The following is a 21919-nucleotide window of genomic DNA, read 5'->3' on the forward strand; positions in this document are numbered from 1 at the left end:
AATGATCGCGTCCATCGGGCGGTGCTTTGAGGATGCGATGAGGAACGCGCGATGACAAAACCAGTTCGGATCGCGCTCGACGCCATGGGCGGCGACCACGGACCAACCGTCGTCGTTCCAGGAGCGGCGCTGGCGCTCGAGCGTCGCCCGGATCTCACCTTTGTGATGACGGGGGATCGCGCCACGATCGAGCCGTTGCTGGCGCAGCATCCAAAATTGCGGGACGTGACGACGCTGCTTCACGCGGAAGTCTCGATCCGAATGGACGATAAGCCAAGCCAGGCCTTGCGGAGTGGCCGGCGCGTGTCGTCGATGTGGATGGCGCTCGATGCGGTGAAGCGCGGTGATGCCGATGCGGCGCTATCGGCCGGCAACACTGGCGCTCTGATGGCCATGGCGAAAATCTGCCTCCGAACGATGCCTCAGATCGACCGGCCAGCGATCGCGGCGATGTGGCCGACCATTCGCGGCGAGTCGATCGTGCTCGATGTTGGGGCCACCATCGGTTTCGACGCGCATCATCTTGTCGATCTCTCCATTATGGGGGCCGCCATGGCCCGGATTGTGTTCGATATCGAGCGTCCCACCGTGGGCCTGCTGAATATCGGTGTCGAAGAGATCAAGGGCATCGAGGAGGTCAAGGCGGCCGGTCGGATCCTACGGGAGATGTCGCCGCCTGGTCTCGAGTATCACGGGTTCGTCGAGGGTGACGACCTCGGCAAAGGCACCGTCGATGTGGTGGTGACGGAGGGGTTTACGGGCAACATCGCCTTGAAGACCGCCGAGGGAACCGCCAAACAGATCGCACAATATCTGCGCGACGCCATGAGCCGGAATCTGATGTCCAAGATCGGCTATTGGTTCGCCAAGCAGGCCTTCGACGCCCTGCGGGAGAAGATGGATCCGAGGCGCGTCAACGGCGGTGTGTTTCTTGGTCTCGACGGGGTCGTCATAAAAAGTCACGGCGGAGCAGATGTGCTCGGCTACGCTGGCGCAATCGAGATCGGTTACGATATGGTGCGGCACGAATTGCTCGCGAAGATCCGTGACTCGCTCGCTTTCGCGCAGGATAGCCGGCTTGTCGCGACCGGGATTGTTGCAGTTCCCCCCGCTCTTTAAATCTGTCGGGGCAAGCAGTGCGCGACGAGTTGTGGCGACGGCCGATGCCGTCAGGACGGAATGGGCAATCGTTTGACTGAAACCAATCTTCGCTGGAGAGCGGTCGTTCGCGGCGTCGGCGCCTACCTTCCGCACCGCTGCATGTCGAATGCCGAACTGGCCGCGACGGTCGAGACATCGGACGAGTGGATCGTCCAGCGGACCGGGATCACGCAACGCTACATCGCGGCGCCTGACGAGACGACGTCTGTGCTTGCAACCCATGCGGCGCGGGCGGCGCTATCCAATGCGGGCGTCGACGCCAACGACATCGACCTCGTGATCGTCGCGACATCGACCCCCGATTACACCTTTCCGGCGACAGCCACCCAGGTGCAGGCCGCCCTCGGCATTCGTCATGGCGCGGCCTTCGATCTTCAGGCGGTCTGTTCCGGCTTCGTCTTCGCGCTCGCGACCGCAGAAAAATTCATCCGTTCAGGCTCGCATCGCCGCGTGCTCGTGATCGGCGCCGAAACATTTTCACGCCTGCTCGATTGGACCGACCGCACCACCTGCGTCCTCTTCGGCGACGGCGCCGGAGCCGTGGTGCTGGAGGGTGAGGATGGTGGCAACGCCTTCAAGGACGGCGGGATCATCTCGACGCATCTCCGCTCCGACGGACGCTTTCGCGATAAGCTGTTTGTGGATGGTGGGCCGGGATCAAACGGGATGACCGGCCATCTCCGCATGGAAGGTCGCGACGTCTTCCGCCATGCCGTCGGAATGATCGAGGACGTCGTCACAGCGGCATTCGCGGAATCGGGGATCACCGCCGACGACCTCGATTGGTTCGTGCCACATCAAGCGAACCGTCGGATCATCGATGCTTCGGCGGTTAAATTAGGTGTAGCACCATCAAAAGTAGTTGCTACTGTGCAGCTACACGCCAACACATCGGCGGCTTCAATTCCACTTGCACTCGCAACGGCTTGTGGCGATGGACGGATTAAAAAAGGGAATTTGGTGATGCTGGAGGCGATGGGCGGCGGCTTCACCTGGGGCAGTGCGCTCGTTCGTTGGTAGCTGGCCCAAAGTTAACTCGATGCCAAGCGGGCTTTTTAGCTCGGACGCTTGAACCAGAGGTTCGGTGGGTGCAATTTGATTAAACGACAGAGATCGCGAGAGGATGGCTCCATTGGCGAAAAAGCCTTCTGAACTGACGATGGGAGCGGAAAAAGGGGAAGCCGTGACGCGGACGATTACGCGCGCAGATCTGTCCGAAGCCGTTTACCAGAGGGTCGGCCTTTCCCGAACCGAATCGGCCGAGCTGGTCGAAGGCGTCCTCTCGGAAATGTCTGAGGCGATTGCGCGCGGCGAGACTGTGAAATTGTCATCCTTCGGCTCATTCGTGGTGCGGTCTAAAGGCGAGCGCATCGGCCGGAATCCGAAAACGGGCGTCGAAGTGCCGATCACGCCTCGTCGTGTGATGGTGTTCAAGCCATCGAACATCCTGAAAAGCCGGATCAACGGGCAACCCGTGACAGGAAATGACCAATAGTCGGACGTCGCAGAAGAGCTCTGAGGCGTTCCGCACCATAAGCGAGGTGGCGGAAGCGTTGCAGTTGCCGCAGCATGTGCTTCGTTTCTGGGAAACCCGCTTCGTTCAAATCAAGCCGCTGAAGCGTGGGGGCGGTCGGCGCTTTTACCGGCCGGATGATGTCGAACTCCTGATGGCGATCCGTCAATTGCTCTACGGCGAGGGTTATACGATCCGCGGCGTCCAGCGGATTTTGAAGGAGCAGGGGCCGCGGGCCGTGGCCGCCTTGGCGCGAGGCGGCGCCATCCCACCCGCTCAGACGTCACCGCACGACGATCAGACCTCGCCTCACGACGCCATCGAGGCACCAGAGTCGACTTCGTCGGTTTTCGCTTATCAGACGATGGCACCTGACGCACGCGGGGCCGATGATGTCGACCCGGAGGCGTTCGCGCCCATGGAAGCTGGGGAATGGGCAGGCGACCAAGCGTATCAAGCCAAAAACGAGCCTGACCGTGGCGCGATTATCGATCGACTGCGCGGCGTCATGACGGAGCTGAGCGAGTGCCGCCGCATCCTCATGGCTGCAAGAGGCTGAGAGCGAAGCCAGCCGAAAAACTTGTCGAGGCGTCTCTGGAGGTTGTACACGCTTCGTCCACTTGACCCTCTTGCGTCGGCACCGTCGAACCGCTAGAGCAGTCAAGTCGATTAAACGCCGCGCCAAGCGCCGTTTGGTCGACATCCGCTTTCATGAGACTGCACCATAAAGCCCAGGTCAGTTATATCGTGTCGAGCGGTGTCGGAGTGTAGCGCAGCCCGGTTAGCGCACTAGTCTGGGGGACTAGGGGTCGTAGGTTCGAATCCTATCACTCCGACCATTTTACCGTTTCACATGCGACGTGACAGCGACCGGACCTGGATGCCTTCAAGGCACCGAGACTGATATTGCAACGATAACGGCGACTTTTTTCCGCAAATGCTCCACTCGCGCCGTCTTTGTTGAGTCGGGCGTCATGTTAGCGATTGTGACGCCACGGCTTTGCCGTCACTCGCCTGCGATCAAGCGCCAATATTCAATCTTCGGGCAGCGGTTCATGACGACCTGAAGCCCGCGCTGCTCGGCACGCCTGGCGGCGGCGTCGACTCTGATGTCGAGCTGCATCCAGATGACCGAGGGGCGTGTTTCGAGCGCCAGTACCTCATCGACGACACCGTCGATCGCCGCGTTGTTGCGAAAAATATCGACCATATCGATCGCGTGCGGGACGTCCGCCAGTTGCGCGAAGACGGGGATGTTTCCGATTGAGCTTCCTGGCAGCGCCGGGTTGATCGCGACGACCTTATAGTGCTGCGCTGCTAGAAATTGCATGACCCCATAGGATGGCCGCCGCGGCTTGTCGGAGGCGCCGACAACCGCAATCGTTTTCACGCGGAGGAGGATGTCGCGGAGATAAGCGTCGGAATAATCGTCGTGATCCTGCATCGCTAACCCCTCGACGGCCGCCACCGCGCAGAGTGCGGCGTTCCAGTGAGCACTGTGGCGGAGGTCTTTGGCTCTCGCAATCGAGGATCCAGTCTCGACGACATGCGATGAAAATTACGGTATCCCGATACCATGTTTGTTAGATCAATGAAAAGGTTGACGTTTTTTGAGATTACGCCGAAGCGTCGTCATTGACATGATTTGAGATCGTCTGTAGGCCAACCGCAGACGGTCGATCATGCGTGTTCGGCCCGGTCATTTTGGACAAGTTGAAACTGATGTTTGGTAAGACCTACTCGGCCAAAGCCGCCGAAATCGAAAAAAAGTGGGTGATCATCGACGCGAAGGGGCTGGTTGTCGGCCGTCTCGCGTCCGTCATCGCCGATCGCCTTCGTGGCAAGCATAAGCCGTCCTTCACGCCGCATGTGGATGATGGCGACAACATCATCGTGATCAATGCCGCTCAGGTGGTGTTCACGGGCCGGAAGCTGGCTAACAAGGTTTATTACCATCACACCGGCTATCCGGGTGGTATCAAGGAGCGGACCGCCAAGTTCATCTTGGAAGGTCGCTTTCCGGAGCGTGTGGTCGAAAAGGCTGTTGAGCGCATGTTGCCGCGCGGCCCGCTCGGTCGTCAACAGTTCGGCAATCTCCGCGTCTACAAGGGCTCCGAGCATCCGCATGCCGCCCAACAGCCCGTGCCGCTCGATGTCGGCGCGATGAACAGCAAGAACTTGAAGGTCGCCTGATCATGGCTGAAACGCTCTCCTCCCTCCAGGATCTGGCATCCTCCTCCGCGTCCGAGCACCCGGTCGCTCCTGTCTACGTGCAGAAGATCGACAAATATGGTCGGGCCTATGCGACCGGCAAACGGAAAGATGCTGTTGCCCGCGTGTGGCTCAAGCCCGGTTCGGGCAAGATCACGATCAACGAGCGCGCCATCGAGGTCTATTTCGCTCGCCCCGTGCTCCGCATGATCGTCAATCAGCCGTTGCAGATCGTGCAGCGCTCCAGCCAGTATGACCTCGTCATCACGGTTGCGGGCGGCGGTCTGTCCGGTCAGGCCGGCGCGGTGCGCCATGGTTTGTCCAAGGCGTTGACCTATTACGAGCCCGAGCTTCGCTCTGTCTTGAAGCGCGAAGGCTTCCTGACCCGCGACTCGCGCGTCGTCGAACGTAAGAAGTACGGTAAGAAGAAGGCTCGTCGGAGCTTCCAGTTCTCGAAGCGCTGATTTCAGCCCTTCACCGATCTGGTCGATATCGAGGGCTTCCCGGTTTCCGGGGAGCCCTTTTTGCATGCGAAGCGCGATGACGTGGCTCCTCGATCTGTCTGCGGGTCCGTCATGGTGTCTTCACATATCCGGGTCTAATCAGACCCGATATCCGCGAGGGCGAACTCCATGGCGACTGTGTTCATCGACGGCGAGGCTGGTACGACTGGTCTCGGCATTCGCGATCGTCTCGCGGGTCATGCGCATATCGAACTCCGCAGCATCGATGCGGCGTTGCGTAAGGATGCGGCAGCCAAGCAGCAGCTTCTCGCCGAGGTCGATCTCGTCATTCTTTGTCTTCCGGACGATGCCTCGCGTGAGACCGTGCGGCTGGCCGACGAACTCGCGGGCGGCGGACCGAAGATCCTCGATGCGTCAACCGCCCATCGTGTTGCGTCCGGCTGGGTCTACGGATTTGCAGAACTCGCCCCAGGTCAGGCCGATGCCATTCGGGCATCCCGGAGGGTCGCCAATCCGGGTTGCTACGCGACCGGCGCGATCGCACTGCTGCGCCCGCTCGTCGATGCGGGGCTCGTGCCGTCTGGTTTCCCGCTCACGATCAATGCGGTCAGCGGATATAGCGGTGGCGGCAAATCCATGATTGAGGCTTACGATTTAGGCGCCGCGCCGAGTTTCGAACTCTATGCTTTGGGGCTCGAGCACAAGCACCTGCCCGAGATCGAGGCCTATGCGGGCTTGTCACGGCGGCCGCTCTTCGTCCCATCAGTTGGCAACTTTCGCCAAGGCATGCTGGTCAGCATTCCGCTTCATCTCGATGACCTGCCCGGTCAGCCGACGATCGCGGCACTCGAGCAGGCTCTAACGACGTTTTATCGGGGATCCGCGCATGTCAAAGTCATGTCGGATCATCCGGCCAAAATCGAACCCGAAGCCTTGAACGACACGAATGGGATGGAACTCAGGGTCGCGGGCCATGAGGCCTACCGTCAGGCGGTGCTGATCGCGCGGCTCGACAATCTCGGCAAGGGGGCCTCGGGCGCCGCCGTGCAGAATGTCGAGCTCATGCTTGGCATCGACTGAGGCGAGTCACCGCGTCCTTGCGCCTCAAGCCTTGACGCGCACATATGTGCCGGGCGCGTCGCCAAGGAGGTCAAGCACACCGCCGCCTGGCTCTCTCGCCGGCACGGTCTCGGGGGCTTGCGCTGTCTGCCAGGCGGCCCAGTCCAGCCACCATGTTCCGGGCTGATGCTGCGCCGCCTGCAACCACTCCGCATAATCTCCGGTCGCCTTGGGTCCCAGCCAAAACCCATATTTGGCTCGGCTAGGCGGGTTAACGACGCCGGCGATGTGGCCCGATCCGGCGAGAACAAAACGAACGGGGCCGCCAAATGCCTTGCAGCCCTCGAAGACGGAGCGGGCGGGTGCGATATGATCCTCGCGGGTGGCGAGATTGTAGATCGGGATCGTGACGCGGGAGAGGTCGAGCCGTTGTCCCGCGACCTTCATCAGGCCGCGCGCCAGCTTGTTCTCGAGGTAGCAATTCCTGAGATAAAACGAGTGGTTCGCGGCGGGCATTCGCGTCGCATCGGAGTTCCAGGCCAAAAGATCGAAGGGCAGGGGGTCTTTGCCCTTCACGTAATTGTCAACCAGATAAGGCCAGATGAGATCCTCCGGACGCAGCATGTTGAACGCTTGCGACATGCTGGATCCCTCCAGAAAGCCTTTGCTCTGCATCTGCGTTTCCAAGGCGGCGATTTGCGCCTCGTCTGCAAAGATTTTGAGATCGCCGGCATGTTCGAAGTCGACCTGCGTCGTCAGGAAGGTGGCGCTCGCGATCCGCTCGTCGCCCCGCGCGGCCATATAGGCGAGCGTCACCGCCAATAGCGTTCCGCCGACGCAATAGCCGATAGTGGACACCTGACGTTCGCCGGTCGAGGCCTCGACGGCCCCCAAAGCCGCGACGATGCCGTCTTCCATGTAGGATGCGAAATCCTTGTCGGCGTGGCGGTGGTCCGGGTTGACCCAGGAGATCACGAAGACCGTCAGGCCTTGCTGCACCGCCCAGCGGATGAACGACTTCTCCGGATTAAGGTCGAGCACATAGAATTTGTTGATCCATGGCGGCACGATCAGCAGCGGCCGTTTCAGGACGGTCTCGGTCTGCGGCGCATATTGGAGCAGCTCGATCAGCTCGTTGCGGAACACAACCTTGCCGGGCGTCAGGGCCATGTTGACGCCGAGTTCGAATTTGCTCGCATCGGTCTGGCGAACCTTCAGGTCTCCGTGGCTCGTCTTGATGTCATCAGCAAGCTTGGCCATGCCGCGGACGAGATTGCCGCCACTTTCCTTCAACGTCTCGCGCAGAAGCTCGGGGTTTGTGCCGACGAAGTTCGAGGGTGAGACGGCGCTCGAGATCTGGCGCAGGTAGAAACGGGCTTTGTCACGGGTCGCGGGGTCGACGCTTTCGGCGCCCTGCACAAGGTCGTTGGCCCAGCCTGTGCCCAACAGATATGACTTGCGGATGAAGTCGAAGAACGGGTTGTCGCGCCACTCGGGGTCGGCAAAACGCTTGTCGTCCACGCGTTTCGCAGCTGTCGGACCCTCGTTCGCCGGAGTCGTCGGGGCCGGGGACGGGGTCATGCGCTGCAGGCTGCTCGCCCAAAGATCCATGAATTGGGATGATAGCGCTGTTTGGGCCTGCAACAGGCGCGCCGGGTCGTTCAGCCAATATTCGGCGATCTGGCCGAAGGTTTTGAACGCATCGGACACGTCCTGGCTGAAACCGCTCTCCTGGCCTTTGGCCTCACGCGCCTTGACATAGGCTGTCGTCGCCTGGCCGCTGAGCTCGATGAACTGCCCCATATTCTTCGCGAGCGTATCGAAATTCGGCATGTTCCAGGATAGAGGGGCAGGCGGCGAGACTGGCTTGGCCCCACGCGGGAGCGGCGCAGGATCGACCGGGGTCGGCTCGATCTGGGGCGACCGCGTCGGCTCGGTCAGTTTGGCGTCCAACGTCACGCCACCGACCGAAGCAGTGGGCTCCGCTGGCTGAGCAGTGCTGTCCAGCGGTCGTGCAATCTGACCGGGTGCAGGCCGCAACCGGTTCGCAAGTCGCGATGGCGTGGGAGTTGGAGGCGTTTCGACGTGATGCAGGACGGCATCGACGGCCGCCGCGAGCACATCCGAGCCGTTTTTCATGACGGCCGCGGCGCGGGGCTGCTTCTCACCGGCTGCGCTTTTAAAACGTATCTTGGGAGCGGCTTTGGCCTTGGCCGGTGCGGCGGCGACGTCCGCAGTCGCTGGCAGAGGTGTGTCGAGCACCGATGTCAGCTCGGCATGCTCAGCTTTCACATGCCGGCTTCGAGCCTTCTGGGTTTTCTTGCCGCTCACCCTTCGTCTCCCTCGCCCCGAACCGCGGCGGCGCTGTCGCCGTGGTCCTGTTTCAGTCATATTACGGAGCTAATTCGACAGCGGATCGATCGTTTCGGCACCATCCCGAAATAGACGGCCGGGCGGGAGATTGCCAGTGATGCTTTTGTGGCGACGAGGACGGCTGGTTTGTGGCCGCCTGCTCCTAATGGTCGGGGTGATGGGGGTTGTGTCTCCGCTGCTGTCCATTCCGGATCGCGCCGCGGCGCAGACCGCGCCGGCTGCGGGCAACGGCAGCTTCGCCGATACGATGGAAGCGGTCGGGCTGAAGGCCAAGGTCGCGCCACCGCCCGATTTCGTCGTGAAAAGCCGCCCCGACCCGAGCAAGCTCAACTATCTGCCGGTCGGCACGACACATCCCGAGCGGCCCATCAAGGTCATGACGCCCGCCGAGATCGCGGCCACGACGGCCGATCTCGACAGCACGCGAATGAATCAACAGCGGCGCGCCGGGCTGAAGCCCCCACCGGTGCCGTTGAAGACCCAGAAGGTCAAAGCGCCCACAAAGAAAACGGTGCCTTAAGGATTCTTCACCGACTATCGTAAGTCCGTGTTAAGCGCTGCGCCGCATCGCAACACCCATCAGGACCCTCCGGTTATGACCGATTTTCATCGCGTCCGACGCTTGCCGCCCTACGTTTTCGAGCAGGTCAATCGCTTGAAGGCCGCCGCGCGCAACGCCGGGGCCGATATCATCGATCTCGGCATGGGCAATCCTGACCTCCCTGCTCCCAAACATGTCGTCGACAAATTGATCGAGACGGTCGGAAAACCTCGGACCGATCGCTACTCATCGTCGAAGGGCATTGCGGGCCTACGCCGCGCACAAGCCGCTTATTACGGTCGCCGCTTCGGCGTGGCACTCAATCCGGACACGCAGGTGGTTGCGACCCTCGGCTCGAAAGAGGGTTTCGCCAATATGGCGCAAGCCATTACCGGGCCCGGCGATGTGGTGCTGGTGCCGAACCCGTCCTACCCGATCCATGCCTTCGGCTTCCTCATGGCGGGCGGCGTCATCCGTTCGGTTCCGGCCGAGCCGACGCCGAGCTTCTTCGTCTCGCTCGAACGGGCGGTGGTTCATTCCATCCCCAAGCCGATCGCCGTTGTGGTCTGCTATCCCTCGAACCCGACCGCCATGGTGGCATCCCTCGATTTCTATCGCGATCTCGTCGCTTTTGCGAAAAAGCATGAAATCTTCATCCTGTCGGATCTTGCTTATTCGGAGGTCTATTTCGAGGGCGAGCCGCCGCCATCCGTGCTGCAGATCCCCGGCGCCATGGATGTCGCGGTGGAATTCACCTCGATGTCGAAGACCTATTCGATGCCGGGGTGGCGAATCGGGTTCGCGGTCGGCAACGAGCGTCTTCTCTCGGCGCTGACGCGCGTCAAAAGCTACCTCGACTATGGCGCCTATACACCGATCCAGGTGGCCGCTGCTGCGGCGCTCAACGGCCCGGACGATTGCATCGTCGAGATGCGGGAGATCTACAAGCAGCGACGCGACATCATGGTCGAGAGCTTCGCGGCTGCCGGCTGGACTGTGCCGGCGCCTGCCGCTTCGATGTTCGCCTGGGTGCCGATCCCGGAGAAGTTTCGTCATCTCGGCAGTCTGGAATTTTCCAAACTGCTGATCGAGAAGGCCGATGTCGCGGTCGCGCCCGGCATCGGGTTTGGTGAGCATGGCGACGATTACGTTCGCTTGGCGCTGGTCGAAAACGAACAACGCATCCGCCAGGCGGCGCGCGGGATTCGTCGCTTCTTCGATACGGCCGATGCGACGCTTCACAATGTCGTGCAGTTGAAGAAACACGGCTGAGCCCGATCTCTGCCTCAGCCGGGTCGGGACCCGGTCAGAGGAGCCAAGCCGATGACACAGACGATCGGCGATGCGCGTCAGAAGTTCGCGGCTTTGCTGGAGACAGCGGGGCGGATCGTCGCGCTGACGGGCGCCGGCATATCGACAGAATGCGGCGTGCCGGATTTCCGCTCTCCCAATAGCCCATGGCGCCGTTACCCGCCGATCGACTTCAAGGACTTTTGCGCTTCGCCCGGCGCGCGCGTCGAGGCGTGGCGGCGTAAGTTCGCGATGGACGACATCTACGCAGGCGCTCGGCCTGGGCGAACGCACAGGGCTTTGGCGCGACTCAATGCCGAGGGCCGCCTCTTGGCCGTGCTGACCCAGAATATCGATGGATTGCATCAGGGCGCTGGATTGCCCGTCGACAAGCTCGTGGAACTCCACGGCAACGGCACCTATGCGCGCTGCCTCGCCTGTGGAGCGCGGCATGAATTGGTCGACGTGCGTCGTGATTTCGAGGCGACGCATCAGGCGCCAACCTGTTCATGTGGCGGGATGGTCAAATCCGCGACGGTCGCGTTCGGGCAATCGCTCGATCCCGACATCCTCCGTCAGGCCAGGATCGCAGCAGAAGCGTGTGACCTGTTCTTGGTGCTCGGATCCTCCATGGTGGTGCAGCCCGCCGCGACCCTGCCGCTTCTGGCACGCCACAAAGGCGCGGTGCTCGCGATCGTGAACCGCGAGCCGACGCGGCTCGACCAGTCAGCCGATCTCGTGATCCACGATGATGTCGGTACGGTTCTGGCTGCGTGGGCGGAGGCGCCTTAGTCGCTCGTCTGCAACAGGCCTCTCCCATGCCGCATCGGAACCCTATTTCCGGCTTTGTTGCGGGAATCCCGATGCTACAGTCGGGATGACGCGACGATGATATGATTCGCGACGGGACGTCTGAAACGACGGCTTCGATCGGATTATCTGACTTTAGGGTCTTCGGTTCGCCTGAGTGGGATGGGTCCGTTGGGCATCAAAGATGAGTCGAGCAATGCTCTCAGTCTTGAAACCGCGATTGCGTCCCAAGGTGGTGACCTCGACGTCACCGAGCTTGCCGGTCAGATCAAATGGTTCGACGTCGCCAAGGGATACGGCTTTATCGTTCCGGATGGCGGCGGCGCCGACGTTCTGTTGCATGTCACGACGCTTCGGCGCGATGGGCATCTGACGGTTCGCGAAGGCGCCCGCATCGTTTGCGAGGTCCTGCAGCGTCCCAAGGGCCTGCAGGTGTTTCGTGTGCTCTCGCTGGATTTGTCGACGGCCGTCCATCCCGCGCAAGCCGCCCCCCCGCGGACCCATGTGCATGTCGCGCCGGCCGGCGGTTTCGAGATCGTCGTCTGCAAATGGTTCAATCGCGTCCGTGGTTTTGGCTTCGTGTCGCGCGGGGAGGGGACCGACGACATCTTCGTCCATATGGAAACGCTGCGACGCTTCGGCATCTCCGAACTGAAGCCTGGCGACCACATGCTCGTGCGTTTCGGCGATGGCCCGAAGGGGTTGATGGCCGCAGAGATCCGGCCGATGAACGATGAGGCACCATCGTCGCACTGAGGCTTCCGCTTTGAAAAGCGGATTGAAATCCCTTAGCTATGCCGATCCCCGGCATTGTCATCGCGCTGCGATCCGCAGCCCTACCAATGCTGCACCTGAAAGGATCATGCCTTGATCTCGATGCGGATGATTGCGGTTGCGTGTCTCTTGGCCGGCTCGACCGTTGGCGCGGCCGCGCAGGACAAGACCCTCGAACCACTCTCGATCGTAACGGCCAGCGGCTCGCATCCATTCGAGGTCGAGGTGATGCGGACCGATCCTGAGCGGGAGCGTGGCCTGATGGAGCGCCGATACCTGCCCCCGAACCGCGGCATGTTGTTCGATTTCAAAACCCCGCAGCCTGTGATGATGTGGATGAAGAACACCTATATTCCGCTCGATATGGTGTTCATCGACAAGCAGGGTCGCGTGGTCAGCACGACCGAGAATGCCGAGCCGATGTCGGAGCGGATCATCTCGTCCAAGGGCGTGACGCTCGGCGTCCTCGAGGTCAATGCCGGCGTCATCGCCAAGATCGGCGTCAAGGTCGGCGACAAAGTCGAAAACGCGATGTTTCCAAAATAAGGGGGGAAGCCGGCACCTTGTTTGGATCGCTCGCAACCCATCCATGATCGAAGCGTTTGCACCCTGCAAGCGACATGCTATAGCGCGACTGGAGCGGGCAAGTGTGTGGTCGGCGTTTGTAGGACAGTGTCCGGCAAGCGCTGTAACTGGATTTGTTCGTAACGGTCGTCTTGGCGGCGTGTCGCACCTGTGCGGATGCGGTTGCCAAGTGTCGTCGGGGTATAGCGCAGCCTGGTAGCGCGGAAGTTTTGGGTACTTCAGGTCGTAGGTTCGAATCCTGCTGCCCCGACCATTCCGGCTTGCCGGACGCCACAGCAGAGGAGAGCGGTGCAAGCCGAGGTCCTTTGCAAAGTTTCGACACGGGCTCGCAACGCGAGCCGCCATTGGGGTTCAGGCGCGGATGTCAGCACGTATTTTTCGCCCGGGCCGTGGTGCGACCCAATCTGGTCGTGCACGCACGAAAGCTTGGGTTCTCGATTACGAACCGGCTGTGGCGCGCGAGATCGAACCGTTGATGGGGTGGACGAGCTCCTCGGATATGAACTCACAGGTTCGTTTGACCTTCGCGACCAAGGAAGAAGCCATCGCATTTGCCGAAAAGCGCGGCATCGCCTACCGCGTGGAAGAGCCAGCCCCGACACCGGAGCGTCGTGGCCTCTCCTATTCGGATAATTTCAAAACAAGCCGCATGGGTCAGTGGACCCACTGACATTCGGTAGGATGCGCGGATCGATTTGGCTCCGTAGCTCAGTTGGATAGAGCAGCCGCCTTCTAAGCGGCAGGTCGCTGGTTCGAATCCAGCCGGAGTCGCCAGTTTTTTCAATTAGTTAAACGCCACTGTTAGTTGAACGGATTGACCGTTTTACAGGGCGTTCTACATCTCCCGTTCTCTTTCGTTCGAGCGCGGCAATGGCCTGTTCAGCAGGTCTGACGTCCCGGCTGAGGTCGTGCTCCATCATCTTTGCTTCCGCGTGATCGATCCATTTGGTCACCGCGTGGATCAATCGATCAGGCGTATAGACCGATTGCTCTTTTAATTGTCATCACCTTGCTCCGTATCAGCGGCTAAACTCAACCTAGTAGATCGCTGTTGGTCGCTTGGATTTTTAGCATCCAGACCAAGCCAAACCCAGCGATCCTCTGGTAGAAGCCGCAAATGACGTAAGGAGTGAAGCTTATGAATTTGGACATGGTATCCCCGGCGATGCGAGCGGTAGCCGAGAGACTTGAGTCGGAATACAGCTATAAAGCTGTACAATTTCAACCTTGGTTAGCTAAAAGCAAAGAAGATATTTTTTTACAATCCACATTTCATCGAATACTTAAAGAAAAAGCGGGTGCAACCCATATTGGTGAAAACGTTTTTATCTCGACAGAGGCGAATGTTTTTACTCATGCTTTCTACATTGACGATGATAGCTGGATTGCAGCAGGAGTAATCATTAGAGGCAATGTTGAAATCGGAAAGAATTCATCGATCAACTCGTTTTCGCATATTGCAGGTAACGTCAAGGTCGGAAACGGAGTGAGAATTGCTGGTGCAGTTGCTATCTACGGGTTTAATCACGGTCATGAGCGAACTGACATCCCTATATATCAGCAAAGACATACATCAGCAGGTATCGTTATCGGCGACGGCGCTTGGATTGGAACTAACGCGGTTATCGTTGATGGTGTGAAGATTGGTTCACATTCAATTGTCGCCGGAGGCGCTGTTGTCACCAAAGACGTCGGTGACTTTCAGATTGTTGGTGGCAATCCGGCAAAAGTGCTTCGCGACCGCTTAGCAAGTGGCAACGAACCTGCGGCGATCGGAGCATAGCGACGCTACGACGCTGATTATGGACTTTGGAGTTCCACTGCGAGCCAATGCTGCGCGTGCAGTCCGTCAAAGTCGCTTGTTACGATGTCTTTCCGTGAGGAGCTTTCCTGAACGTGCAATTCGCGCCAACCTTATCACCTTTGGGTCGGCGAAGGTTTGGTCCAGATCACGTGGGGGATTGATGGGGTTAGCTCAGGGATTTCCACCGACCTGAGCCTTGAACTCATCCCCAAGCGGCAAAGAAGAGATGATGTGACTGCAGGTGTGCATGCTGCCGTCCAGCAAGCCGCTTAGGTTTGTGTCATATCTCGATCAAGAGCAGTCAACACCTGCCTCAACCGCATAAGAGCGTCGATCGACTCAGAGAGCTTCTCTTTCTGCGATTTCAGAAGCGCGAGTTGAGTCTCGATTTCGTCTGTCCTGAGATTGGGCAAGTGGTCGCCCCGCGCCTCATCCAACCGGGCTTTAATTTCGGTCAGCGTAAAGCCAAGCGCAACCTGTCCCAGGACATATTCGAGGCGCCTGATATGACATTCTTTATAGACTCGACGGCGGTTTACTCGCTCAGGGCTAACAAGACCGCGCTGCTCATAAAACCGCAAAGTCCGTGGCGTGACGCCAAAGTTCTTGGCGACTTCGTCTATTCCGAAAGGTCCGTCTTCACGCGACAGTACATGATTAATGCCGTTAGTCGGCATTGCATTGTCCATACGAATCGCCAAAGCAAGAGTACGAAAAGGTTGAAGTTAAGGACGCTTGGTCAATTGAAAACGTCTACTTACATTTGACCGCTCGGAAGTCTAATTAATTTGTTATCAATATGACATTTAAACGTTTTGCGGCGCCTGCTATCCCTTAGCCCACGGTCGCATCAAGGTCTGTCAAGGCTATTGAGCGAGATATGAAGCGATACTGTACGATGGCGAACGGTCGGCGACACGCGGCGTGAACGATGGTCGAGACGAGTTGTCGCGGACGGATCGCGCATCGTCTGCTGAATCGCGGCGACACAGTCGTTGACAGGCAGCGCTCGCGCTAAAAACCGAATTTCATCCCCACGGTCGCTCCGCTGCCCCCGGAGCCCTGGTCGCGGGACTCCATCGTCTGGCTGTAGACGTGCGGATCGTTGGCACCTTGGACATGAACGCCGAACGCGATCGGATTGCCGGTCTCGGGCCCCGCCGGATGGCGGTCGGCGACAGGATGGGGCAGGGCGGCAGGCTGGGGCGGGGAGGCAGGGTCTCGGGTCCGCGTCGCGCTCTTGCGATGGGGCTTAATGCCCTGTCGGATCGACGGCGTAGGAGGCGCCGTCGTTGCAGAGGCTGCGCGGAGACTGGGCGGCACCAGGAGCGAGTCGCTTGCGTCACCGGCCGATACGCCCGCTTGCGCGCTGGCCAAACATGTCGTCGCGATCAGCAGTGTACCGATCATCAATGCGGTTGAATATGGTCGTGTCACGTCTCTGCTCGTATCGTTGAACCCGACACGACAGAATCGCGGAAACCAAGCCGTTTCAAGGCATGGTTGCTGACCATGCTGATTGAATCGGAAGGCTCTTCAGTCCTCCTCCTCGTAGGATTCCGGCCAAGCATCCACCCAAGGCGTCCGATGACCAGCGTCGTAAAGATGGCTGGCGCGCAACTCGAACAACGCTCTGCTGCGTTGGAAGCGCGCCAGACGATCATCGTCGGTGCGGGAAACCCGGGTTTCGCCCTGATCAATGGCGGCCCGAAAAACGTGGCATCGAACCACCTTGCCATGATCTTCCATTTTGAAGCGAACGCCGAAAGCATCGACTTCGCCTGGTTCGTTCATCGTCGTCAGCGGCATTACACATCCATTCGGGGGCGACGATCTCTCGCGAAGCGTTCCGCGCCGACGTCAGTCACCTGTCTTCCCCGCTTTAGCGCTAAAGGCTCGGCGCGACCTAGTCGAGTAACCGTTTCGCGTCGACCTCCAATCCAAACTGTGTCGGCCTTGCGTTCCGGAGATCCGCCTTCTAAGCAGGTCCGTTGATCGAGGCGGTCCCGACAGCAGCAAGGATGACGATGTGGGTTTGATTCGACAGGCCGTGTGGAGCTGCATGGTCGCAACGACACTCGGAGCCTGTATGGCTTCCCAGCCGCCGCTCGGCGCCCATTGGCACCGCGCGGATTCGCAAGCGCAAATCCCCGGCGAAGTTGCGGCTGCTCTGACCGAATGCGAACGCGCCGCCGCTCCAATGCGGGATCAGCGGAGCGCTTTGACCACCTGTATGCGACATCGCGGCTTCGTCTATCTCGAAGGCGTTTGATCGCACATCTCGGATCGCGACTCGAAAAGCGAGCCAATCGCGTGTAGGCTAGCGCTGCGATACGCGAGGACCTCCGATGTCCAGACCTGCATCAAGCGCCAGCCGAACTTTTGAAGAGGGGGCCGATGCTCGTGCTGCTGGGCAGCCTGCATCTGCCAACCCGCATTGTCCCGGGACGGAGGATCGCCGTGAGTGGAGTGCGGGATGGCGCGCAACATTCGATCTTGACGAAGACCCCGATTTTCGGTCCGAGCGATCGAACACTGACGATATCAGCGATGCCCATATCGACGCCGAGTTGCCGAAAGTGCGTCGCTAACCGGCAATAACGATCTCGCCCTTCGCTCGCCGTCTCAGAACACGATCGTACCGGGAGGGCCGGACGGATCATCTGACGGGCTCGGGTCCGGCACATCGTTCGGCGCGTCATCCGGGATGCCGATCGGTTCCGGGCTCAACGGATCGTCAATGGGATTTGCCGGCGGCGACGGGATGCCAATCGGCTCGACCGGACCGTTTTCGGATGGGTTTGTCGGCACCTCAGGGGGCATGACGGGAGGCAGGACCGGATCATTGGTGTTCGGCAACGACATGCTGTCTTCCTTCTGGCTCGTCTGTCGGACAAGTCTTGCGTCGCCGATTTAGATGCATCACGGCGCAGCCGGCATGGATGACTTGACCCTGCGGCCCTGATGATGCTTCTCCCGCGCGTGAAGCAGTCCCGTCCCGTGCGACGGGATTGCACTCGCAATCGGGCGCCGTCCGGTTTGGGATCGGCTGCATCCTGGGCTGAGGAGGGGCGCCGCTCTTGGATCGGCAATCTCGTGTTTGATGGACTACTCGACCGCGTCTCTCGTCATCACGCGCTCGCCTGCGCTCTCCTCATCCTGGTCGGGCTCACGGCCTATCTGCCTGGTTTCGCCGGCCTGTTCCCCATGGACCGCGACGAGCCCCGCTTTGCTCAAGCCTCCAAGCAGATGCTCGAATCCGGCGACTATGTGGCGATCCGCTTCCAAGACGAAGCGCGCAACAAGAAGCCGGTCGGCATCTACTGGATGCAGGCCGGGGCGGTCTCGGTCGCCGAACGTCTCGGCGTCGCCGATGCACGGACCAGTATCTGGGTTTACCGGATCCCGTCCCTGCTTGGGGCCTTGGCGGCGGTTCTGCTGACCTATTGGACGGCGCTCGCGCTCACGCAGCGGCGAACGGCGGTGCTGGCCGGTCTGCTGATGGCTCCTTGCGTCATTCTGGTGGTCGAAGCCCATTTGGCCAAGACCGATGCGGTGCTGCTCGCGACCGTCGTGGCCGCGATGGGCGCGTTGGCGCGCGCCTGGATGCGCCGAACCGAAAATCGCCCGCTCGAGCTGTGGCTCTGCACAGTGTTCTGGACCGCGATCGGGATCGGCATTCTCATCAAGGGACCGATCACGCCGATGGTCGTGATCTTCGCCGTCATTGCGCTGAGCCTGCGCCACCGCTCGGCGCGATGGTTGGCCAATCTGCGGCCGTGGGCCGGGCTGGTCTGGTGCCTGCTGATCGTTTTGCCGTGGTTCGTGCTCATCGTAAAAGCGTCGGGGGGTGCCTTCTTCAGCGAGGCTGTCGGGCACGACATGCTCGCGAAAGTCGGGAGCGGCCAGGAATCGCATGGGGCACCGCTCGGTACCTATCTCGTGGCATTGTGGGTGACCGGATGGCCCATGGCGCCCTTTCTCCTGCTGGCTGCGCCCATCGTTTGGAAGCAGCGGTGGAGCGATAGCGTCTTCTTTCTGCTCGCCTGGGTGGTTCCGGCTTGGATCCTGTTCGAAACCGTGCCGACCAAACTGCCGCATTACGTTATGCCGATGTACCCCGCCTTGGCGATCTTATCGGCCATGGGAGCGACGTGGCTGCGCCAAGTGGACCGGATCGGGCGTGTGCGGCTTGCGGTCTTCGGTCTTGCGGCGCTGCTGCTCCCGATCGCGCTTCCGGTCGCGCTGGTGGCTGCAAAGGGCAGGGTCGCATCGACCATCGACCCAGCGACGATCGTGGTCGCGGCTCTGGCCTTTGTTGCGGCCGTCGCGGTTTCGATCCTGGCGATCCAGCGGGTGCGTCGGGGCGACATACGATCCGCCATCCTCTGCTCCGTCGTCGCAGCGCTGATCGTCAACGGCTTCATCCTCGGCTGGTTCATGAACCAGACCCATGCGGATCTGATCGGGCTTTCGCCGCGCCTTGCCGATGCCGGACGGGCCGCCATCGCGGCTCGTCCCGGCTGTGGAGCGCCCCTTTACGCGACCGTCGGCGATCGGGAACCCAGCCTCGTCTTTTTAACCGATACCCGTCTGCTGATGACTGACGGTGCCGGGGCCGCCGCTTTCATGAAGGCGGGTCCGTGCCGTGTCGCCTTCGTCGACCAGCCAGGTGAAGCCGCTTTCCTCAGCGCGCTCGGCACCGCGCCCGAGGTCTCGTTGGCATCCCGGGCTGCGGGTCTCAACATCAACGGGGGCAAAAAGCTCGACATCGGTGTCTATGTGCGGCAGGACGGTTCGCCATGATGCAGCAGATGAGACCCGATCGCGCCGTGATCGCGGGCGTGACCAAAATCGACGCTGCGGCGCCGTCGCTCGTGGCGATCCGGTTCGCCGCCGTGTTGATGCTCGCCTTAGCGATCGTGTTGCTGTCATCCGTGGTGGACGTCCGCGTCGCGACCGCGATGGCGGATTTACCGCCGGGCGATATTCGCGCCGCGAGCTATCTGAGCGATCTCGGTCTATCGGGCTACATGTTCGCGCTGGCAGCTCTCGTGGCGATCGGCCCTTTGCTGGTTCGCCACTTGTCTGCCGATCGACGGTGGGATGAGGCCTTGACGGTGCTGGCCGAGCGCGGCGCCTACGTGTTCGCCACCTTGGCTGTGTCGGGCATTCTGGCGCAGGTCATCAAGCATTTGGTCGGTCGGGCCAGACCGACGTTGATGGAGGCCTTCGGGGCCTATCATTTCGATATCCTCTCGATGAAGGCGAGCCTCGCGAGTTTCCCCTCCGGTCATGCCGCCACAGTCTTCTCGGTCGCGATCGCGCTCGGCGCACTCGCGCCGCGTTGGCGGATCGTGCTTCTGTTGCTCGCCACGCTGGTGGCGGCGTCACGCGTTGCGGTCGAGGCGCATTACGTCAGTGATGTCGTCGCCGGAGCCGCCCTGGGAATCGTTTCGGCCACTATCGTGACCCGTCTATTCGCAGGCTGGCACCTCGCGTTTGATCGCGTCGGTTCAACCATTCGGCTGAAGCAGCCGGGGCTTTTCAGCGGCGCTTTCGCCGCACGCGGCTTCGCCCCATGACCGCTCCTGTGCCGCATGTCTCGATCGTGGTTCCGGTTCGCAACGAAGGCGGCAATATCGAGCCTCTGATCCGCGAGATCGAGGTCGCCATGGCGGGCTCGGGACCCTTTGAGGTCATTTATGTCGACGACGGTTCGCGCGACCAGACCGCGTCCGAACTCGCGCGGATGGCGGCCCAGCGTCCCTGGCTACGCAGCTTCCGCCACGCCGAGTCCTGCGGAAAGTCGGCAGCTGTTCGCACAGCCGTTCGGGCCGCCCGCGCGCCCGTGATCGTCACCATCGATGGCGATGGCCAGAACGATCCCGTTACCATTCCAAACCTTGTTTCGACCCTGGCCCAAGCGGGGCCTGGCTGCGGTCTCGTGGCGGCCCAGCGGCTGCGCCGTCAGGATACCGGCTTCAAAAAATGGCAGTCGCGTGCCGCAAATGCGATCCGCGACGCGATCCTGCAGGACGGAACGCGAGACACCAATTGCGGCCTGAAGTGCTTTCCGAGGGCGGTCTATCTCGATTTGCCTTTCTTCGACGGGCTGCATCGTTTTCTGCCGGCGTTGGTGCGGCGGGAGGGGTATTCGATCGCGACGGTCGACGTCGTGGATCGGCCTCGCCTCAGCGGCGTGTCGAATTACGGTTTTTTCGATCGGCTCTGGGTCGGCATCGGCGATCTGCTCGGCGTCCGCTGGCTCATCAGCCGGCACAAGACCCGGCCGGTGGTCAGCGAAGGCGACGCTCGTGTTGTATAGCCTCTCCCTGTCGGTCGAGACCTATCTCCACGAGGTGTTCGTCGACAAGTTCGACATCTGGTTTGCGTTTGGCTTGGTGGCGCAACTGGTGTTCACCGGGCGCTTCCTGGTGCAATGGATCGAAAGCGAACGCGAGGGCCGGAGCGTTATCCCGGTGGCCTTCTGGGTCCTGTCGCTTTTGGGCGGCGTCATGACGCTGATCTACGGCTTCGTTCGGCACGACGCGATCATCATCCTCGGACAGGTTCTCGCGGTCTTTATCTATACCCGCAACCTCATCCTGATTGCCCGCAACGCGCGCCGTGCCAAACGGCAGGCGTCATCCACCACCGAAGCTGAGCCGGACGGAACCGCATCCGCGGCCCCGACACCGACGAAACCGATCACCGCATCGGACGGTTGACGTCGGACCATGGGCCGCGCTGGTCCATTCGTCGAGGAGCCAAAATGCCGACCGACCTTCCGCCCGACTACAAGCCCCAACCCGTCAACGATCCGAACAATCCCGCAGACCCGTCCGTCCCGGGTTCGGTGCCGGCCTACCCGCCGCAACCCGGTAACGACGAGCCAGCGCCGGGCGGTGTGCCGGATCCCGGTGCCGACGTCATCGACCCTCCAGGTTGGGCCGAACCGTCCAGTGTGCCGGGTCTATTTCCCGTGCCGTCGCCGACCCCAGCCGGGACGCCGACCTTCTAAGACGTGGAGTCTCTTATCCCAACACGGGTTTACGTCGCGAAGGTCAAACCATGTCAGACGCTACACGCGACTTCAGGGTTCGGGCGCGCCATGAGGATCCCCATCATGGCCGCCTTGTGAGCGAGCCGAGCTTCGAGGCCGCAGCCATCGCTTATGTCGAGCATCTGAGTCTCTCGGCCGAGCAGACGCTCGAGGTCAACATCGTGGTGCATGATGTTCACAGCGGCCATGAACACAGCTTCGTGGTTCACCTCGACACGGGGGAAGCAACTCCCGTTACCTGACCGAACCAATGTTGCGTCGCGTCGTT

At 60.9% G+C, this 21919-nt stretch carries 28 protein-coding genes and 3 tRNA genes; 25 read left to right on the forward strand and 6 right to left on the reverse strand.

From position 1 onward, the window contains the following. Positions 1-51 precede the first annotated feature (51 nt). The 5 genes from plsX (at position 52) to EY713_RS15350 (ending at position 3513) form a co-directional block, all read left to right on the forward strand. Positions 52-1119 carry a phosphate acyltransferase PlsX gene (gene plsX / locus EY713_RS15330; RefSeq protein WP_131116275.1) on the forward strand — a complete coding sequence of 356 codons (1068 nt, stop codon included), beginning with the start codon at positions 52-54 and terminating at the stop codon, positions 1117-1119. Positions 1120-1179: 60 nt separating this feature from the next. Beyond that, positions 1180-2181, forward strand: a complete 1002-nt coding sequence (locus tag EY713_RS15335; protein WP_131116278.1) for a beta-ketoacyl-ACP synthase III — start codon at positions 1180-1182, stop codon at positions 2179-2181. A gap of 139 nt (positions 2182-2320) precedes the next feature. Further along, positions 2321-2656: an integration host factor subunit alpha gene (locus EY713_RS15340; RefSeq protein ID WP_131119803.1), complete on the forward strand. Its 336-nt coding sequence runs from the start codon at positions 2321-2323 to the stop codon at positions 2654-2656. Beyond that, entirely contained in the window at positions 2646-3233 is a 588-nt protein-coding gene (locus EY713_RS15345) for a MerR family transcriptional regulator (RefSeq protein WP_131116281.1), read from the forward strand. Before EY713_RS15340 ends, EY713_RS15345 begins: the two co-directional genes overlap by 11 nt. Positions 3234-3435: 202 nt before the next feature. After that, positions 3436-3513: transfer RNA gene (locus EY713_RS15350), tRNA-Pro, on the forward strand. A 167-nt stretch (positions 3514-3680) separates the two neighbouring features. Here the strand turns inward: EY713_RS15350 and EY713_RS15355 are convergent. After that, complete coding sequence (locus tag EY713_RS15355; RefSeq protein WP_131116284.1) at positions 3681-4118, reverse strand: CoA-binding protein; 438 nt, start codon at positions 4116-4118, stop codon at positions 3681-3683. A 278-nt stretch (positions 4119-4396) separates the two neighbouring features. Here EY713_RS15355 and rplM point away from each other — a divergent pair, with 278 nt between their 5' ends. From rplM to argC, 3 genes are all read left to right on the forward strand, one after another. Continuing rightward, complete coding sequence (gene rplM, locus EY713_RS15360; protein ID WP_131119805.1) at positions 4397-4867, forward strand: 50S ribosomal protein L13; 471 nt, start codon at positions 4397-4399, stop codon at positions 4865-4867. Between the two features lie 2 nt (positions 4868-4869). Beyond that, positions 4870-5349 carry a 30S ribosomal protein S9 gene (gene rpsI / locus EY713_RS15365; RefSeq protein WP_131116286.1) on the forward strand — a complete coding sequence of 160 codons (480 nt, stop codon included), beginning with the start codon at positions 4870-4872 and terminating at the stop codon, positions 5347-5349. 168 nt (positions 5350-5517) lie between these two features. Continuing rightward, on the forward strand, positions 5518-6429 hold the full coding sequence (argC, locus tag EY713_RS15370; RefSeq protein ID WP_131116290.1) for an N-acetyl-gamma-glutamyl-phosphate reductase: 912 nt from the start codon (positions 5518-5520) through the stop codon (positions 6427-6429). Between the two features lie 24 nt (positions 6430-6453). On the opposite strand, the gene phaC is transcribed toward argC, so the two are convergent. Then, complete coding sequence (phaC, locus tag EY713_RS15375; protein ID WP_131119807.1) at positions 6454-8241, reverse strand: class I poly(R)-hydroxyalkanoic acid synthase; 1788 nt, start codon at positions 8239-8241, stop codon at positions 6454-6456. 697 nt (positions 8242-8938) lie between these two features. On the opposite strand from phaC, the gene EY713_RS15380 reads away from it, so the two are divergent. From EY713_RS15380 to EY713_RS15420, 9 genes are all read left to right on the forward strand, one after another. After that, positions 8939-9301, forward strand: a complete 363-nt coding sequence (locus EY713_RS15380) for a hypothetical protein (RefSeq protein WP_131116293.1) — start codon at positions 8939-8941, stop codon at positions 9299-9301. Between the two features lie 75 nt (positions 9302-9376). Beyond that, on the forward strand, positions 9377-10594 hold the full coding sequence (locus tag EY713_RS15385) for an LL-diaminopimelate aminotransferase (protein WP_131116296.1): 1218 nt from the start codon (positions 9377-9379) through the stop codon (positions 10592-10594). Between the two features lie 51 nt (positions 10595-10645). Then, positions 10646-11404 carry an SIR2 family NAD-dependent protein deacylase gene (locus tag EY713_RS15390; RefSeq protein ID WP_131116299.1) on the forward strand — a complete coding sequence of 253 codons (759 nt, stop codon included), beginning with the start codon at positions 10646-10648 and terminating at the stop codon, positions 11402-11404. A 180-nt stretch (positions 11405-11584) separates the two neighbouring features. Then, on the forward strand, positions 11585-12178 hold the full coding sequence (locus EY713_RS15395) for a cold-shock protein (RefSeq protein ID WP_131116302.1): 594 nt from the start codon (positions 11585-11587) through the stop codon (positions 12176-12178). Between the two features lie 120 nt (positions 12179-12298). Then, positions 12299-12742 carry a DUF192 domain-containing protein gene (locus EY713_RS15400; protein WP_131119808.1) on the forward strand — a complete coding sequence of 148 codons (444 nt, stop codon included), beginning with the start codon at positions 12299-12301 and terminating at the stop codon, positions 12740-12742. 215 nt (positions 12743-12957) lie between these two features. After that, positions 12958-13034: transfer RNA gene (locus EY713_RS15405), tRNA-Pro, on the forward strand. A 108-nt stretch (positions 13035-13142) separates the two neighbouring features. Beyond that, on the forward strand, positions 13143-13451 hold the full coding sequence (locus tag EY713_RS15410; RefSeq protein ID WP_131116304.1) for an ETC complex I subunit: 309 nt from the start codon (positions 13143-13145) through the stop codon (positions 13449-13451). A gap of 27 nt (positions 13452-13478) precedes the next feature. Beyond that, a tRNA-Arg gene (locus tag EY713_RS15415) sits at positions 13479-13555 on the forward strand. 364 nt (positions 13556-13919) lie between these two features. Next, positions 13920-14564 carry an acyltransferase gene (locus EY713_RS15420; protein WP_131116307.1) on the forward strand — a complete coding sequence of 215 codons (645 nt, stop codon included), beginning with the start codon at positions 13920-13922 and terminating at the stop codon, positions 14562-14564. 290 nt (positions 14565-14854) lie between these two features. Here EY713_RS15420 and EY713_RS15425 read toward each other — a convergent pair whose 3' ends face one another. The 3 genes from EY713_RS15425 to EY713_RS15435 form a co-directional block, all read right to left on the reverse strand. Next, complete coding sequence (locus EY713_RS15425; protein WP_131116311.1) at positions 14855-15274, reverse strand: MerR family transcriptional regulator; 420 nt, start codon at positions 15272-15274, stop codon at positions 14855-14857. 325 nt (positions 15275-15599) lie between these two features. Beyond that, positions 15600-16022 (reverse strand): hypothetical protein, encoded by a 423-nt coding sequence (locus EY713_RS15430; RefSeq protein ID WP_131116314.1) that lies wholly within the window; start codon positions 16020-16022, stop codon positions 15600-15602. Between the two features lie 99 nt (positions 16023-16121). After that, a complete protein-coding gene (locus EY713_RS15435; protein ID WP_131116317.1) occupies positions 16122-16394 on the reverse strand; it encodes a DUF1488 family protein in 273 nt (90 codons plus the stop codon). 220 nt (positions 16395-16614) lie between these two features. On the opposite strand from EY713_RS15435, the gene EY713_RS15440 reads away from it, so the two are divergent. Further along, complete coding sequence (locus tag EY713_RS15440; protein WP_131116320.1) at positions 16615-16857, forward strand: hypothetical protein; 243 nt, start codon at positions 16615-16617, stop codon at positions 16855-16857. A 76-nt stretch (positions 16858-16933) separates the two neighbouring features. Next, positions 16934-17176, forward strand: coding sequence for a ribosome modulation factor (locus tag EY713_RS23605; RefSeq protein ID WP_425374316.1), 243 nt, complete (start codon positions 16934-16936; stop codon positions 17174-17176). A gap of 34 nt (positions 17177-17210) precedes the next feature. Here the strand turns inward: EY713_RS23605 and EY713_RS15445 are convergent, their stop codons facing one another. After that, the gene (locus EY713_RS15445) at positions 17211-17450 is read right to left on the reverse strand and encodes a hypothetical protein (protein ID WP_131116323.1); all 240 of its coding nucleotides are present in this window, start codon (positions 17448-17450) and stop codon (positions 17211-17213) included. Between the two features lie 231 nt (positions 17451-17681). Here EY713_RS15445 and EY713_RS15450 point away from each other — a divergent pair, with 231 nt between their 5' ends. The 6 genes from EY713_RS15450 to EY713_RS15475 are packed head-to-tail and all read left to right on the forward strand — an operon-like array spanning position 17682 to position 21893. Next, on the forward strand, positions 17682-19391 hold the full coding sequence (locus EY713_RS15450) for an ArnT family glycosyltransferase (RefSeq protein WP_245572746.1): 1710 nt from the start codon (positions 17682-17684) through the stop codon (positions 19389-19391). Next, complete coding sequence (locus EY713_RS15455) at positions 19388-20170, forward strand: phosphatase PAP2 family protein (protein ID WP_131116326.1); 783 nt, start codon at positions 19388-19390, stop codon at positions 20168-20170. The genes EY713_RS15450 and EY713_RS15455 overlap by 4 nt, the downstream gene beginning before the upstream one ends. Beyond that, positions 20167-20913 (forward strand): glycosyltransferase family 2 protein, encoded by a 747-nt coding sequence (locus tag EY713_RS15460; RefSeq protein ID WP_131116329.1) that lies wholly within the window; start codon positions 20167-20169, stop codon positions 20911-20913. Before EY713_RS15455 ends, EY713_RS15460 begins: the two co-directional genes overlap by 4 nt. Further along, a complete protein-coding gene (locus tag EY713_RS15465; RefSeq protein WP_425374317.1) occupies positions 20906-21316 on the forward strand; it encodes a lipid-A-disaccharide synthase N-terminal domain-containing protein in 411 nt (136 codons plus the stop codon). The genes EY713_RS15460 and EY713_RS15465 overlap by 8 nt, the downstream gene beginning before the upstream one ends. 44 nt (positions 21317-21360) lie before the next feature. Beyond that, the gene (locus tag EY713_RS15470; protein WP_131116335.1) at positions 21361-21609 is read left to right on the forward strand and encodes a hypothetical protein; all 249 of its coding nucleotides are present in this window, start codon (positions 21361-21363) and stop codon (positions 21607-21609) included. Between the two features lie 50 nt (positions 21610-21659). Continuing rightward, positions 21660-21893 carry a DUF5961 family protein gene (locus tag EY713_RS15475; RefSeq protein ID WP_131116338.1) on the forward strand — a complete coding sequence of 78 codons (234 nt, stop codon included), beginning with the start codon at positions 21660-21662 and terminating at the stop codon, positions 21891-21893. The last annotated feature ends 26 nt before the right edge of the window (positions 21894-21919 follow it).

Source organism: Lichenihabitans psoromatis, assembly GCF_004323635.1.
Classification (GTDB): domain Bacteria; phylum Pseudomonadota; class Alphaproteobacteria; order Rhizobiales; family Beijerinckiaceae; genus Lichenihabitans; species Lichenihabitans psoromatis.